The organism is Alkalilimnicola sp. S0819, from assembly GCF_009295635.1.
In the GTDB taxonomy this organism is placed as follows: Bacteria; Pseudomonadota; Gammaproteobacteria; order Nitrococcales; family WHIW01; genus S0819.
The window spans coordinates 144,292-159,207 of sequence record NZ_WHIW01000001.1 but is presented as its reverse complement, the minus strand read 5'-3'; the positions used below and the strand labels follow the sequence as shown (position 1 = coordinate 159,207).

Annotated in this window: 11 protein-coding genes; 3 read left to right on the top strand and 8 right to left on the bottom strand. The window is 70.3% G+C overall.

Annotated elements, in window-relative coordinates; all coding sequences use genetic code 11:
- Window positions 1-2: 2 nt before the first annotated feature.
- Window positions 3-1,307, bottom strand: a complete 1,305-nt coding sequence (locus tag GBG68_RS00785; RefSeq protein ID WP_152144106.1) for a nucleoside recognition domain-containing protein — start codon at window positions 1,305-1,307, stop codon at window positions 3-5.
- A gap of 234 nt (window positions 1,308-1,541) precedes the next feature.
- Here GBG68_RS00785 and GBG68_RS00780 point away from each other — a divergent pair, with 234 nt between their 5' ends.
- The 3 genes from GBG68_RS00780 to GBG68_RS00770 all read left to right on the top strand — a co-directional run bounded on the left by GBG68_RS00780 (window position 1,542) and on the right by GBG68_RS00770 (window position 4,670).
- Window positions 1,542-3,179: an acyl-CoA synthetase gene (locus tag GBG68_RS00780; protein WP_152144104.1), complete on the top strand. Its 1,638-nt coding sequence runs from the start codon at window positions 1,542-1,544 to the stop codon at window positions 3,177-3,179.
- Entirely contained in the window at window positions 3,176-4,231 is a 1,056-nt protein-coding gene (locus tag GBG68_RS00775; RefSeq protein WP_152144102.1) for a hypothetical protein, read from the top strand. The genes GBG68_RS00780 and GBG68_RS00775 overlap by 4 nt, the downstream gene beginning before the upstream one ends.
- A gap of 112 nt (window positions 4,232-4,343) precedes the next feature.
- Window positions 4,344-4,670: a type 1 pili tip component gene (locus GBG68_RS00770; protein WP_152144099.1), complete on the top strand. Its 327-nt coding sequence runs from the start codon at window positions 4,344-4,346 to the stop codon at window positions 4,668-4,670.
- A gap of 102 nt (window positions 4,671-4,772) precedes the next feature.
- Here the strand turns inward: GBG68_RS00770 and pmbA are convergent, their stop codons facing one another.
- From pmbA to rlmH, 7 genes are all read right to left on the bottom strand, one after another.
- On the bottom strand, window positions 4,773-6,113 hold the full coding sequence (gene pmbA, locus GBG68_RS00765; RefSeq protein WP_193222163.1) for a metalloprotease PmbA: 1,341 nt from the start codon (window positions 6,111-6,113) through the stop codon (window positions 4,773-4,775).
- A gap of 183 nt (window positions 6,114-6,296) precedes the next feature.
- On the bottom strand, window positions 6,297-7,745 hold the full coding sequence (gene tldD / locus GBG68_RS00760) for a metalloprotease TldD (protein ID WP_152144097.1): 1,449 nt from the start codon (window positions 7,743-7,745) through the stop codon (window positions 6,297-6,299).
- A 10-nt stretch (window positions 7,746-7,755) separates the two neighbouring features.
- Window positions 7,756-8,574: a carbon-nitrogen hydrolase family protein gene (locus GBG68_RS00755; protein WP_152144095.1), complete on the bottom strand. Its 819-nt coding sequence runs from the start codon at window positions 8,572-8,574 to the stop codon at window positions 7,756-7,758.
- Window positions 8,571-12,329 carry a YhdP family protein gene (locus tag GBG68_RS00750; protein ID WP_152144093.1) on the bottom strand — a complete coding sequence of 1,253 codons (3,759 nt, stop codon included), beginning with the start codon at window positions 12,327-12,329 and terminating at the stop codon, window positions 8,571-8,573. The genes GBG68_RS00755 and GBG68_RS00750 overlap by 4 nt, the downstream gene beginning before the upstream one ends.
- A 58-nt stretch (window positions 12,330-12,387) precedes the next feature.
- Window positions 12,388-13,845, bottom strand: a complete 1,458-nt coding sequence (gene rng, locus GBG68_RS00745) for a ribonuclease G (protein ID WP_152144091.1) — start codon at window positions 13,843-13,845, stop codon at window positions 12,388-12,390.
- Window positions 13,835-14,434 carry a Maf family protein gene (locus GBG68_RS00740; RefSeq protein WP_152144089.1) on the bottom strand — a complete coding sequence of 200 codons (600 nt, stop codon included), beginning with the start codon at window positions 14,432-14,434 and terminating at the stop codon, window positions 13,835-13,837. Before GBG68_RS00740 ends, rng begins: the two co-directional genes overlap by 11 nt.
- An 8-nt stretch (window positions 14,435-14,442) precedes the next feature.
- Window positions 14,443-14,913: a 23S rRNA (pseudouridine(1915)-N(3))-methyltransferase RlmH gene (gene rlmH / locus GBG68_RS00735; protein ID WP_152144086.1), complete on the bottom strand. Its 471-nt coding sequence runs from the start codon at window positions 14,911-14,913 to the stop codon at window positions 14,443-14,445.
- Window positions 14,914-14,916: the final 3 nt, after the last annotated feature.

Here is a 14,916-nt window from a genome sequence, read left to right as displayed (position 1 = left end):
CTTCATCCGAACATCCAGCTCACCGCCACCACCGCCGCGATCACGCCGGCCAGGTCCGCGCTCAGCGCCGCCGGCAGCGCATGGCGCAGACGGCGTATCTGCACCGCGCCGAAATACACGGCCAGCACGTAGAAGGTGGTCTCGGTGGAGCCCTGCAGGGTGGTCACCAGATAGCCCACATAGGTATCCGGCCCCGTGGCCGGGTCGCTGATGATGGAACTCATCACCCCATAGGCTCCGGAACCGGACAGGGGCCGCAGCAGGGCCATGGGCAAGGCTTCCGCCGGCATCCCCAGCTGCCCGGTCCACTGCCCCACCACCGTGACGAAGGCCTCCAGCGCGCCGCTCGCCCGCAGCAAACCCACCGCCACCAGGATGGCCACCAGGTAGGGGATGATCTTCAGCGCCACCTGAAAGCCATCCTTCGCCCCTTCCACGAAGACCTCGTAGACGGGCACGCGCCGGGCGACACCGAAGCTGAGAAAACCGAGGATCAAGGCGGGGATGATCCAGGGCGAGATCACCGCGCCGTAGACCAGGGTAAGCGGAATCAACGCCAGGAAAGCCGCCAGCGCCAAGAGCGATACCCACAGGGGATAGGCACCCGCCGCCTCGGGCAGCGATGGCGCCTCCGACTCACTGGCCGCGTCCGCCGGCGGCGCTGCCGCCTCGAAGGCCACCGCCCGCGCCTCGCCCGCCCCCAGCGGAAAGAAACGCCGGAAGAAAAAAGCCGCCAGCACCGCCACCGTGGTGGCGCACAGCGTGGCGAACAGGGTGGTGGGCAATATGCCCGCCGGGTCGGCGCTGCCGGCGGAGCTGCGCAGCGCGATCACCCCCGTGGGCAGCAGGGTGAGGCTGGAGGTGTTGATCGCCATGAACAGCACCATGGCGTTGCTCGCCGTGCCCGGGTGGCGGTTGAGCGTGTCCAGCTCCTGCATGGCGCGTATGCCAAAAGGCGTGGCGGCATTGCCCAGCCCCAGCATATTGGCCGAGAAGTTGAGGATCATCGCCCCCATGGCCGGGTGCTCCGGGGGCACCTCGGGGAACAGGCGCACCATCAGCGGGCGGATCAGGCGGGCGAGGATGCGCAGCAGCCCCCCGGCCTCGGCGATCTTCATCAGCCCCAGGAACAGGGCCATCACCCCCACCAGACCGATGGCCAGCTCCACCGCTCCGGCCGCCGAGTCCACCGCGGCGCGGGTCAGGGCCGCCATGGGCGAGGCCTCCGGCGGCGCGCTGCCGACCAGCTGCCGCCAGGCGGCGGTGCCAAAGGCAATGAGCACCAGCGCGAAGAAAATGACATTCATGGCTGCGCAGATTAAAGCAGACACCGATCAATTCCCATGGGCCGCCACCGCAGCCCGGCGATCTTCGACAAGCCGCCGCCGCCACGAAGGCCGCAAGCCCCTTGGCCAAGGGCGGCAAGGCGGCCGAGGGGCGCCTGGCGACCCTCCCCGGGGCCCTCGTGCTGCGTTGCAGAAGGCAGCCCGGGCGCGCATGAGGCATCATCGACGCCAAGGAAACGGCATACGGAGAGCACCATGCTGCAGCCGGCCGAGGATTACGCCAGTCTGGTCCGACACTTCCGCTGGGCGCTGCCCGAGCGGTACAACATCGGCACCGATGTGGTGGACCGCCACCCGGCGGACGCCACGGCGCTGATCCATGAGCAGGCCGACGGCACGGTGCGCCGCTACAGCTTCGGCGAGATCCGGCAACTGAGCGACCGCTTCGCCAACGCCCTGCGGGGCCTGGGGGTCGGGCGCGGTGAGCGGGTGGCGATCCTGCTGCCACAATCCCCGGAAGCGGCCATCGCCCACATCGCCATCTACAAGCTGGGCGCAATCGCCCTGCCCCTCTTTACCCTGTTCGGCCCCGAGGCGCTGCAGTACCGGCTCGCCGACAGCGCTGCCCGGGTGGTGCTCACCGGTGCCGACAAGCTGGAAACGCTGCAGGCGCTGCGCGCCGAACTGCCCGCGCTGCGCGAGGTGATCGTCACCGGCGAGCGCGCACCGCGCGGCCTGCACGCCTTCGATGCGCTGCTCCGCCAGGCCGCCGAGGGCTTCCAGGCCGAGGCCACGGCCCCGGACGACCCGGCACTGATCGTCTACACCTCGGGCACCACCGGCAACCCGAAGGGCGCGCTGCACGGCCACCGGGTGCTACTGGGGCATCTGCCCGGGGTGGAACTGCCCCACGACTTCTTCCCGCAGCCCGAAGATCTGTTCTGGACCCCGGCGGACTGGGCCTGGGTGGGCGGGCTGCTGGACGTGCTGCTGCCCGCCTGGCACCACGGCGTGCCCGTGCTCGCCCGGCGCATGCACAAGTTCGACCCCGAGGAAGCCTTTCACCTCATGGCCAAACACCGGGTGCGCAACAGCTTCCTGCCTCCCACGGCGCTGAAGCTGATGCGCCAGGTGCCCCAGCCGAAAAGCCGCCATGCCTATGCCCTGCGCAGCATCGGCAGCGGCGGCGAGACCCTGGGGGAAGAACTGCTGGAATGGGGCCGGCAGACCTTCGATCTGACCATCAACGAGTTCTACGGCCAGACCGAGTGCAATCTGATCGTCGGCAACTGCGCCACGCTGATGCCGCCACGGCCCGGTTCCATGGGGCGTGCCATCCCCGGCCATGAGGTGGCGATCATCGACCACCAGGGCAGACCGCTCGCCGATGGCGAGACCGGCCTGATCGCCGTGCGCGCCCCGGACCCGGTGATGTTCCTCGGCTACTGGAACCGCCCGGAAGCCACCCGGGAGAAATACATCGGCGAATGGCTGCTCACCGGGGACACCGGCAGCCGCGATGACGACGGCTACTTCTGGTTCAAGGGCCGCGCGGACGATGTCATCACCAGCGCCGGCTACCGCATCGGCCCGGCGGAGATCGAGGACTGCCTGCTGGGCCACCCGGCCGTGGCGCTGGCCGCGGTGGTGGGCAAGCCCGACGAACTGCGCACCGAGATCGTCAAGGCCTTCATCGTTCCCGGGAGCGGCGTTCGCGCCGACCAGGCGCTGGCGAGCGAGATCCAGGCCTGGGTCAAGCAACGCCTGGCGGCCTATGAATACCCGCGGGAGATCGAATTCGTGGACTCGCTGCCCATGACCACCACCGGCAAGATCATCCGCCGGGAGCTGAAGCAGCGCGAGATCGAGCGCAGTCGGGGGAAGGACGCATGAAGGATGTCTACATCATCGCCGCCGCCCGGGAGGTGGACGGCATTGGTGATCTGGCCCCGGTGGGGGCGCTGGAGCAGGCACTGGCGGATCAGGGGCTGAGCATCCCGGAATTCGTGGTGGACCCGCTGAAAGCGGGCTGGGACACGACCACCGCGCCGGGGCATTTCCGCAGCGGCTGCGCGCCGCTGGAAGCGCTGGAGGCCGCCGCCCGCTGCATCGACGAGGGCAAGAGCACCGCGGCCCTGGTGAGCGGCGAGGATCTGCTGCGCAGCGAATACGCCGGGCGCAAGGCGGAACGCGCGCAGGCCATGGCCATCTACGGCGAGGGCTGCTCGCTGCCGGAGGCCTACACCCGGCTCAGCCACGCCTTCATGGCCCGCCAGGGCTGGAGCGAGGCGCAGTTTCTGGCGCTGGCCGAGGCGCTGTTCGAGAACTACCAGCGCACCGCCCGCCGCCGCGGCATCCCCGCCGACCCCGCGCCGGAGCGCTACGCGCGGGTCACCGCCCTGTTTCGGGCCGTGGACTGCGCCAACCCGGTAGTGGATTTCCGCGGCCGCCTGCTGCTGGCCAACGCCGCCCAGGCCGAGGCCCTGGGCGTGCCCCCCGAGGCGCGCATACGCCTGGCCGGCATCGGCCTGGGCCGGGTGGATGAGGACGGCCCGGAGAACGTGGAACAGCTTGCCCGATACCGCCACCTGGAGCGTGCCTACCGCCGCGCCTGTGAAGAGGCCGGCGTGGATTTCGCCCGCGAATTCCTCGCCGGCCAGGCCCTGCTGGAGGCCTATACCTGCTTTCCGGTCAGCCCCCTGGGCCTGCTCTCGGCGAGCGGCATCGCCACCCTGCCCGAGCAGATGCAGGAGGTGCTGGCCGCGCGGGAGATCACCGTCACCGGTGGCATGAACCTCGCCCGCGCCCCCTGGAACAATCCCGCGCTGAACGCTCTGGTGGTGATGGTGCAGGAGTTGCTGGCCGAACGCGCGGCACTGGGAGGCGTGCACGGCAACGGGGGCCTGGGCTATCGACAGGGTTTCGCCATCCTGCAACGCGCTTGAAACCCCCGCTGGGCAAAAGCATAACTGGTGCTAAGAGCTTCATGATCCGTCTTGGGGAAACGCTGAACGATTCCCTGGCCGCAAGCCAGCGCGAAGGGGAGCCTACGTGTACATGAAATTCAAAGACCTGGTGCGCAGCTGGGAGAACAACGCCAGCGAACCCCGCGCCCCCGGACTGTACGAGATCCGCCTGCCGGCGCACGACGCCGCCAAGCTCGCTGCCCTGGCCGAGCTTTACCCCGGGCGCCGGGTGGAAGACCTGATCACCGATCTGCTGTCCACCGCCCTGGATGAAGTGGAAGCCACCTTCCCCTACGTGCAGGGAACCACCGTGGTCGCCGAGGACGAGGAAGGCGACCCGATCTACGAAGACCGGGGACTCACGCCGAAATTCCGGGAACTGACCCGCAAGCACCTGGAACAGCTGAAAACCGAATAAGCTCTCCCGCGCTCCCCACGCAACAGCGGTTCATGGCCGCGATCACCAGCCGATGAAAGGCCATCATGGCCATGAGCCGCTGCTACAGGCGGGGCGTCATCGTCACTCCCCCGCCACCGTCATCCCGTCCACCAGGATCGAGGGGGTGCGGATGTTGCCGCGCTCGTCCATATCGCTGCCCAGCGCGCGGATGCCCGCGTACATCTCCCGCAGGTTACCCGCCACGGTGATCTCTTCCACCGGCCAGGCGATCTCGCCGTTCTCCACCCAGAAGCCGGAGGCCCCCCGGGAGTAATCGCCGGTCACGCCGTTGACCCCCTGGCCCATCAGCGAGGTCACCACCAGGCCACGGCCCATCTCCCGCAGCAGGGCGTCGAAATCCCGCTCGCCGGGCGCCAGGCTGAGGTTGTGCACGCCGCCGGCGTTGCCGGTGGTCCGCAGGCCCAGCTTGCGGGCGGAATAGCTGCTCAGCACGTAGCCCTGCAACACCCCGTCGCGCACCAGCGCGCGCTCGCGGGTAGCCACCCCCTCGCCGTCGAAGGGGGCGCTGCCCAGCGCCCGGGGCAGATGCGGCTGTTCATCGATCTGCACGAACTCGGGGAAGATTCGCTCGCCTTGCGCATCCAGCAGGAATGAGGCCTTGCGGTACAGGCTGCCGCCGCTGATCGCGCCCAGGAAGTGCCCCAGCAGGCCGCGCGCCATCTCCGGCACGTAGAGCACCGGCACCCGTTCGGTGCCCACCCGGCGCGCGCCGAGGCGGCGCAGGGTGCGTTCGGCGGCGCGCCGGCCCACCGCCTCGGCGCCCTCCAGCCCCTCCGGCGTGCGGCTCACGGTGTACCAGTAGTCGCGCTGCATGCCCTGCTCGTCCCGAGCCACCAGCACGCAGGAGAGGGTGTGCCGGGAGGCGGCGTAGCCGCCCAGAAAACCGTGGCTGTTGCCGTAGACCCGCAGGCCCTGATGGGTGCCCAGTTCCGCGCCGTCGGAATTAATGATGCGTCCATCCACCTCGCGCCCGGCCGCCTCGCAGGCGCGGGCGGTCTCTATGGCCTCCTCGGCGCTGATGCCCCAGGGGTGATGCAGATCCAGATCCGGCCAGTCCCGTGCCATCAGCTCGGCATCCGCCAGCCCCTGTGCCGGGTCTTCCGAGGTGTGCCGGGCGATATCGCAGGCCGAGCGCACGATCTCGCGTACCGCCTCGGGGCGGAAATCCGCCGAGCTGGCGCTGCCCTTGCGCTGGCCGAAGTACACCGTCACCCCCAGGCCCCGGTCGCGCTGGTGCTCCAGGGTGTCCACCTCGCCCAGACGCACATTCACCGACAGGCCCAGATCCACGTTCACCGCCGCCTCGGCCTGGGTCGCGCCCAGGCGCCTGGCCTCTTCCAGGGCCAGGGCGATGGTGGCCTCCAGCTCGGCCCGGGGGGGCAGGGATTGTGTACTCGTCACGCGTCAACTCCTTGAATGTGGGGAAAGCCGATGCAGGAGCGGGTCGAAGCCCGCGATGCGTTCTCGCCGACGCTCTGGTGGCGGGGAAGCATCGCGGCCAGGAGCCGTTCCTGCGGGCGGGGCGACCAGGCGCGGCGAGGTGGACCCATGCCGCGGCGACGGGCGCGCCCCGTCCACGGTGTATCAGGCGGCGGTGCCGCCCACGGTGAGGGCGTCCACCTTGAGGGTGGGCTGGCCCACGCCCACGGGCACGCTCTGTCCGTCCTTGCCGCACACGCCGATGCCGGTGTCCAGGGCCAGGTCGTTGCCCACCATGCTCACCCGGGTGAGCACATCGGGGCCGTTGCCCACCAGGGTCGCGCCCTTCACCGGGCGGGTAACGCGACCGTTCTCGATGAGATAGGCCTCGCTGGCGGAGAACACGAACTTGCCGTTGGTGATGTCCACCTGGCCGCCGCCGAAATTCACCGCGTACAGGCCCCGGTCCACCGAGGCGATGATCTCGCCCGGGTCGTGGGGGCCGGCGAGCATATAGGTATTGGTCATGCGCGGCATGGGCAGATGGGCATAGGATTCGCGCCGGCCGTTGCCGGTGGGCGCGACACCCATCAAGCGTGCATTGAGGCTGTCCTGCATATAGCCCTTGAGCACGCCCTTCTCGATCAGGGTGGTGCACTGGGTGGGCTCGCCCTCGTCGTCCACGTTCAGGCTGCCCCGGCGCCCGGGCAGGGTGCCGTCGTCCACCACGGTGCACAAGGGCGAGGCCACCCGCTCGCCGATGCGCCCGGCGAAGGCGGAGGTACCCTTGCGATTGAAGTCCCCTTCCAGGCCATGGCCTATGGCCTCGTGCAGCAGCACGCCGGGCCAGCCCGGCCCCAGCACCACGGGCATGGTGCCCGCCGGCGCGTCCACCGCGTCGAGCTTCACCAGCGCCTGGCGCACCGCCTCCCGGGCGTAGGCCAGGCCGCGATCCTCGTCCAGGAAGGTGTTGTAGCCCACCCGGCCGCCGCCCCCGGCGCTGCCGTTCTCCCGCCGGCCCTGGTCCTCCACCAGCACGGTGACATTGAGCCGCACCAGCGGGCGCACATCGGCTACCAGCCGACCCTGGTGATCGGCCACCAGCACCGTGTCGTGCAGCCCCGAGAGGCTGACGATGACCTGCTCGACCCGCGGGTCCTGGCGCCGGGCCTCGGCGTCCAGGCTGCGCAGCAGGGCCACCTTGTCCTCGGCGCTCATGCCTTCCAGGGGGTTGTCCGGGGTATAGAGGGCATGGCCGCTGCGCCGCTGCCAGGCCTGGATGCGCCCCTCGCCGCGGCTGCGGGCGATGGCACCGGCCGCCCCCGCCGCTTCCAGCAGGGCGGGCAGGACGATGTCGTCGGAGTAGGCGAAGCCGGTGCGCTCGCCGCTGATGGCCCGCACCCCGACTCCCTGGTCCAGGTTGCGGCTGCCTTCCTTGACGATGCCGTCCTCCAGCACCCAGCTCTCGTGTCGGCTGACCTGAAAGTACAGGTCGGCGGCATCCACCGCCGGGGTCATCAGCCGGGCGAAGGCCTGCTCCAGCCGGGCCTCGTCCAAGCCCGCCGGGGCGAGGATCCGCTCCCGGGCCAGGTCCAGGTGATTGCTCGTGTTCATATGCTCTCGTTCAGTCCATGCGCCTGTGTGCCAGGCAGGGGAAGCTCTGTCGCAGGCCCGCCTGGGCGTGAGTGTCCACCTCGGCCCATATCACGCCGGGCCCCTGGGCGAGGCTGTGGAGTACCCGGCCCCAGGGGTCGATCAGCAGCGAATCGCCCCAGGTGCGCCGGCCGTCGGCGTGCTCGCCGCCCTGGGCCGAGGCCACCACGTAGCAAAGGTTCTCGATGGCCCGAGCCCGCAGCAGCACGCGCCAGTGGGCCTCGCCGGTGGTGTAGGTGAAGGCCGCGGGCAGGGCCAGTATCTCCATACCCAGACCGCTCAGGTGCCGGAACAGTTCCGGGAAGCGCAGGTCGTAGCACACCGCCAGGCCCAGTCGGCCGAAAGGCGTGTCCACCACCACGGGGCTCGGCGCGCCGGGTTGCAGGGTGTCGGATTCCCGGTAGGGGGCGTCGCCGGCCACGTCCACGTCGAACAGATGGATCTTGTGGTAACAGGCCCGGCGCTCGCCGCGGTCGTCATACACGGGGCAGGCGGCCAGCACCCGGTCCCGCTCGCCACCGCGGATGGGCACGGTGCCGCCGACGATCCACAGGCCCCGTTTCGCGGCCTGCTCGGCGAGGAAATCCTGGATGGGGCCGGTGCCGTCGTCCTCGCTCACCGCCAGCTTGTCCCGGGGGTCTCGACCCATGAGGGCGAAGTTCTCGGGCAACACGGCGAGCTTCGCCCCGCCCGCGGCGGCGCGGGCCAGCAACTCATCGGCCTGGCGCAGATTGGCGTCCCGATCGGGGCCGGTGACCATCTGCACGGTGGCCAGGGTGCTCTTGCTCATTGCGGCGTTTCCTCGCGGCCATGCTCTCGCGCCCTTGCGCGGGAGATGCGCTGTATCTGCGGGTCGGCCCAGGGGCCGGTCACCCGGTAATGATAGCGGGTCAGGCGATCGATCTCGCCGCGCAGCAGGCGCTCGGCCACGTAGGCCGCCGCCGCCCCCACCGGGCCGCCGGCGATCCCGCCGACGATGGGCAGGGTGGAGGAGAAACGCGGCATCACCGTGACCAGCTGGTCGAAGCTCTGCGCCGCCAGCCCGATGCTGCCCGTGAATTCCAGGCGCGCGGCGGAGCCGTCGATGTACAAATCCTCGGTGCGCGCCAGCCCGTCGACGATACGCAGGCTCCCCTGCAGGCGGTCAAAGGCGAAGCCCTCACCGAACAGGTCGGAGAAATCCAAGGCCAGCCGGCGGGGCAGCGCGGTGATGCTGAGCAGGCTGAACAGGCGCCCCGCGCCCGGGTCCACCTCGGGGATGCGGCCATCATCGATGCGCAGGCTCACCGTGCCGTCCAGCGCGGGCAGCGCCACCGCGGCGGGCCCGCCGGGCCAGCCCAGGGCGATCTCGCCGCTACCCTTGCCGCCCTGGATGCTCTGCAGATACCCCAGGCGTGCCAGCGCACGCCCCATGTCCGCCGCCTGCAGGTTCAGCCGCAGCTCGCTGCGCCCGCGCCCCTGCTCGCCGGTGGCGAGCCAGCGCAGACCGCCGCTCAGGGTGAAGGCCGGATTGTGCAGGCGCAGCCCGTCCAGGCTCAGGCCCTCGCGGGTGGGCCGGGCGGTGAAGAACAGCGCCCCCAGGCGCATGTCATCCAGGTCCAACTCGTCCACCGCCACGTTCAGGGCCGGGAACCCGGCCGGGGATTCACCCATGGCGGGGGCGGCGGTGCCCTCGTCGCTGCGCAGTCTCAGGCGCTGCAGGTCCACGTCGATCGGCCGGCCCGCCACAGCGGGCACTTGCAGCCGGCCACCGAGTTCCGGCCCCTGCAGGTGCACGGTCCAGCCATCCCCGCCCCGCTGGGCGCGCAGTTGCTGCGCCGTGAAACGCTGTCCCAGCACGGCGAGTTCGTCGAGTCGCAGATCCACCCAGCGAAGCGCCGGCCAGCTCGTCCCGGTGCCCTCATCGCCGCCGAAGGCGCCGAGCAGCCCGTACCAGCTATCCAGGTTCAACGCCCCGCCCTCACCGACGAGGCGCAGGCCGGGCTCGGGGGGCAGAATCGGCACGGCCTCGCCCAGGCTCACGGTAGCGCGGCGCAGCCGCTCATCCCGCCACTCCCCCACCGCCCGCAGCCGCGAGCCGTAGCGCAGATAGACCGGCCGCAGCCCCTGCCCGTCGATGCGGGTCTGCAGCCGCAGGGGCAGTGTCTGATCGGCGGGTTTCGCCAGTGGCGCGGGCAACTTCACCGCCAGGCCGCGCAAGCTGGACTCCAGGGTGAGATTCACCCCCGGCGCGGCGTTGCTGCCGAAACCCGGCAGGTAGGCCAACAGCTGCCAGTCGCTGCGGCCCTGCAAGTGATCGGCCAGCGGCACATCGGGCAACTGTTCCGGATGCAGCCGCAGGCGGGTGTCCAGGCGGATGCGGGCGCCGTCGCCCCGGCCTTCGGTGGCCGCGCGCAACCGCAGGTCCTGGCCCGCCCAGCGGGCGCGCACCCCTTCGCTGTAGAGCCCGTCGTTATCGAAGCGCAGCGGCCCATTGATGGCCGTGAGGCGCAGGCCGCGGGCGCGCCAGGCCAGCTCCCCGTCGCGCAGCGACAGCGCCCCTTCCAGCCGCGGCCCGGTGTTTTCATAGAGCGGGATGGTCAGCCCCAGACGCAGCCCATGCCGCCCTTCGCCCCGCAGCTGGGCCAGCCACTCCTCCAGGCCTTCGGCCAGGGGCGAGGCGCGCAGGAAGGCCAGCAGGCTCTCGGCCTCGGCCTCGGTCTCACCGCTGATGCGCAGCGGCCCGCTGAACCAGTCGTCCACCCAGGCCTCGCCCGCCGCCACCGGCGCACCCAGCATACGCGCGCCATCGCTGCGGATGCGCATACCCTGGCCGTCGAAAAACAGATCGGCATCGACCCCGGTGAGCCGCGGCCAGCCGGGCCAGTAGTCCAGCACCCCGTTCTCCACCCGGGCGCTGATCTGGAACACGCCCTCACCCCCACGGAAGGGAAAGGCATTCGCCGGACCATGGAAGATCAGGTCGCCCTGACGGCCGTCGCCGGAGACCACGGCCCGATCCAGCCAATCCACCAGCCCGTCGGGCATGATGCCCACCGGCAAGTAACGGGAGGTGGCACTGCCATCGCCGTCCCGCAGCCGGGCACGCAAGTCGATGAAAGGGGTGTCGCCGGCACGGCCATGGGCGCGCAGGCGGGCCTGCACATGGGCGTCCTCGTTGCTGAGCTCCAGCGCCGGCGCGTCGAGCTCCCAGCTCCCGCCCTCCCGCCACCAGTGCATCTGGGTGGCCAGGGCCTTGAAGGGCAGCGCCTCGCGGAACAGCCAAGGCAGGTTCACGGCACCGTCCCGGCCCTGCAGGCTCAGACGCCCGCCATGCTGATCGGCCCGAAAGTCACCGCTCAACCCGCTGATGCCGGGCATCTTCCCCACGGGCTTCAGTGCCAGGCCCTGAAACCGCCCGCTTGCGCGGAACAGGGCCGGCGCCAGGCTGTCCAGTTGCAGGCGCAGCTCCCGCAGTTCGCCCGCCGGCGCGGCCCGTGTCAGCCAGTCGCGCTGCGCGGGCTTCGCCAGCAAGGCGGCCAGTCCGCGCCAATCGGCCAGGTCCAGCCCATCCAGTGCCAGGCGCAGGCCCTGGGCGTCCTGGCGCAGTTGCAGGGCGGAGGCGGCATTCTCGCCCTCGGTGGCACGCAACAGCCAACCCTGGTCGTCGCGTTGCCAGTCAAAGCGGCCCCGCAAGCTGGGCAAGTCGGCCCGACGCTCGTCCCGCGCCAGCCCCAGGCCGTGAAGATTCAGCTCAGCGGCGATGCTGCGCGGCAGGCCTTGCGCCACCTCCAGCCACAGCGCCAGATCCCCCTGCCCGGCGGTAGCCACTACGTCCGGGGCCAGATCGTCGGGCAGCCAGGCCTGCAGGGCGGGCAGGTTGGCAGCACGCAATTCCACGTGCAGGCGCAGCGCCTGCCCGGCCCCCGCCGCCGGGTCCCAGTGGGTAAAGAGGCGCAGCGCCTCCGCCTCCGCGCCCCGTGGGCGAGCGGTCATCGCCGCCTGGTTCCAGTCGCCCTCGCGGGTGAGGCGGAAGTTGAAATCGTCCAGGCGTAACTCCCGGCCGAGGGGAGTATCGATGTAATGCAGCCGGGCATCGCGCACCCGCAGGGCGGCGGGCAGGTCCAGGCGTCGCTGACCCAGCACCCGGCGCTGGCCCAGGGCCTCGATGCTGAAGCGCTGTTCACTCTCCCGGCGCAGGGTGATGTCCAGGCCGCTCACGGCGATCTCGGCCGGGCGCAGGCTGAGGGTCTTCAAGGATCGCCAGAGGCTGATCTCCAGCTCCAGCTCGGGAAGCGTGAGGGGGGAGCCGCCGGCTTCGGCGTCGAAGCGCACGTCTTCCAGCACAATGCCGGGGTTCAGTCCGGTCCATTCGGCCCGCAGCCCGCCCAGGTGCAAGGGGCGCTCCAGAGCGTCGGAGAGCACCGCCTCGATCTGGGCGCGGAATTGCGGCGCACCGCCCACCAGCGCCCGCAGGCCGGTGAAGCTCAGCGCCAGCAGCAGCAACACGGTCACCACCGTGCGCAGCAGCCAGATGCGCAGCCGTGCGCCGGGGCCCATGCTCATGCCCGCTCGCTCCACTGGTCTTGCACGCCGCTCTCGCTCAGGGCCGCACCCTCCTGGCTTACATCAGGACCACATCGTACTGGGCCTGGGTGTACAGGGGCTCGGGCTGCAGCTTGATGGGCCGGCCGATGAACTCCTCCAGCTGGGCGAGGCTCGCGCTCTCCTCGTCCAGCAGCAGGTCGATCACCTCCTGGGCGGCCAGCACCAGCAGACGCTTGACCTCGAACTGGCGGGCCTCGCGCAGGATCTCGCGGAAGATCTCGTAGCACACCGTCTCGGCGGTCTTCAGCGAGCCGCGCCCGGCACAGGTGGGGCAGGGTTCGCAGAGGATATGCTCCAGGCTCTCGCGGGTGCGCTTGCGGGTCATTTCCACCAGCCCCAGCGCCGATACACCACTGATCTGGGTCTTGGCGTGGTCCTTATCCAGCGCCTTCTCCAACGCGCGCAGCACCAGGCGCTTGTGCTCCTCATCCACCATGTCGATGAAGTCGAGGATGATGATCCCGCCCAGATTGCGCAGGCGCAGCTGGCGGGCGATGGCCTGGGCGGCTTCCAGGTTGGTCTTGAAGATGGTCTCTTCCAGGGTGCGGTGGCCCACGTAACCACCGGTATTCACATCGATGGTGGTCATGGCCTCGGTCTGATCGATGATCAGATAGCCGCCGGATTTCAGCATGACCTTGCGCTCCAGGGCGCGCTGGATCTCATCCTCGATGTTGTACAGATCGAACAGCGGGCGCTCACCGGGGTAGTATTCCACCCGCTCGGCCAGCTCCGGCAGAAACTGCTCGCAGAAGGCCTGCACCTTCACGAAATTCTCCCGGGAATCCACCCGCACCTTTTCCACCTCGCTGCTGACCACATCGCGCAGCGCGCGCAGGGTCAGCGGCAGATCTTCGTGCACCAGGGTGCCGGGCTGGGCCTGCTGGCCCCGGTCTCTCGCGGAATCCCAGAGCTTGCGCAGGAAGGCCTGGTCGGAGAAGAGTGCTTCCTCCTCGGCGCCCTCGGCGGCGGTGCGCAGGATGTAACCGTGCTCGCCGTCCTCGGTCAGCAGGCGCTCGCCGATGGCCTTGAGCCGCTCGCGCTCGGCGGGGTCCTCGATGCGCGCGGAGATGCCCACCCCGGGGTGGCCCGGCAGCAACACCAGATAGCGCGAGGGGATGGTGATATTGGTGGTCAGCCGCGCGCCCTTGGTGCCCATGGGGTCTTTCAGCACCTGCACCAGTACCTGCTGCTGCTCGCGCAGCAGTTCGGTGATGTTGCGGGTCTCCACCACCGGTTCGGCGCCGGGCACGGCGATGTCCGAGGCGTGCAGGAAGGCGGTGCGCGCCAGCCCCGCCTCGATGAAGGCCGCCTGCATGCCAGGCAGCACCCGCACCACCTGACCCTTGTAGATATTGCCCACCAGGCCGCGTCGGCGCGCCCGCTCCAGGTGCAGCTCCTGCAGCACGCCGTTTTCCACCAGCGCCACCCGGGTCTCGGTGGGGGTGACGTTCATCAGAATCTCATGGGCCATGGTGCGGCCAGCCCTCCTGCGGCGGCAGATCATGACGGCTCAGCAGCGCGGCCGTCTCGTAGAGGGGCAGGCCCATCACCCCGGAGTAACTGCCCTCCAGATGGGTGACGAACACAGCGCCGAACCCCTGAATGGCGTAGCCCCCGGCCTTGTCGGCGGGCTCGCCGGTCTGCCAGTAGCGTAACGCTTCCCCGGCGCTGATGGGCCGAAAATGCACTCGGCTGATGCACACCAGCGCCTCTTCCAACCGGCCGGCGAGCGCCACACCGGTCATGACCTCGTGCACCCGGCCCGAGAGCTGGGCGAGCATCGCCAGTGCGTCCGCCTCATCGCGCGGCTTGCCGAGGATCTCACCGCCGATCACCACCGCCGTGTCGGAACCCAACACCAGGGACTGCTCGGGCCGCGCCAGGGTGGCGGCACCCGCCCGGGCCTTGTCCAGGGAGAGGCGGCGGACGAAGGCATCGGGGGCCTCGCCGGCACGGGGGGTTTCATCCACCGCCACGGACAGCGTCTCGAAGGGCACGCCGATCTGGGCGAGCAGTTCGCGGCGGCGGGGGGAGTGGGATGCGAGGAACAGTTCAGCCATGGGGCGGATTACGCTCGGTGGTAGGGGTGGTTTTCGGTAACCGTCCAGGCGCGGTAGAGCTGTTCGGCGAGCAGCACCCGCACCAGCATGTGCGGCAGCGTGAGCGCCGAGAGGGACCAGCGGGCCTCGGCTCGGGCGAGGCACCCGGGGGAGAGCCCGTCCGGCCCGCCCACCAGCAGGGCGATGTCCCGCCCGTCCTGCAGCCAGTCTTGCAGGCGCGTGGCCAGTTGCTCGGTGCTCCAGGGCTTGCCCTGCACATCCAGCGCCACCACACGCGCCTGCTCCGGCACCGCGGCCAGCATGCGCGCGCCCTCCTCATCGCGGGCGCGGCGCAGATCGGCATTCTTGCCGCGCTTGGCCAGGGCGATTTCCATGAGCTCCAGGCGCAACTGCGGCGGCATGCGATTGGCGTAATCCCGAAAGCCCTCGGCGACCCAGGCGGGCATCCGGCCACCGGGGCTGATGATGAGTAAGCGCATGGA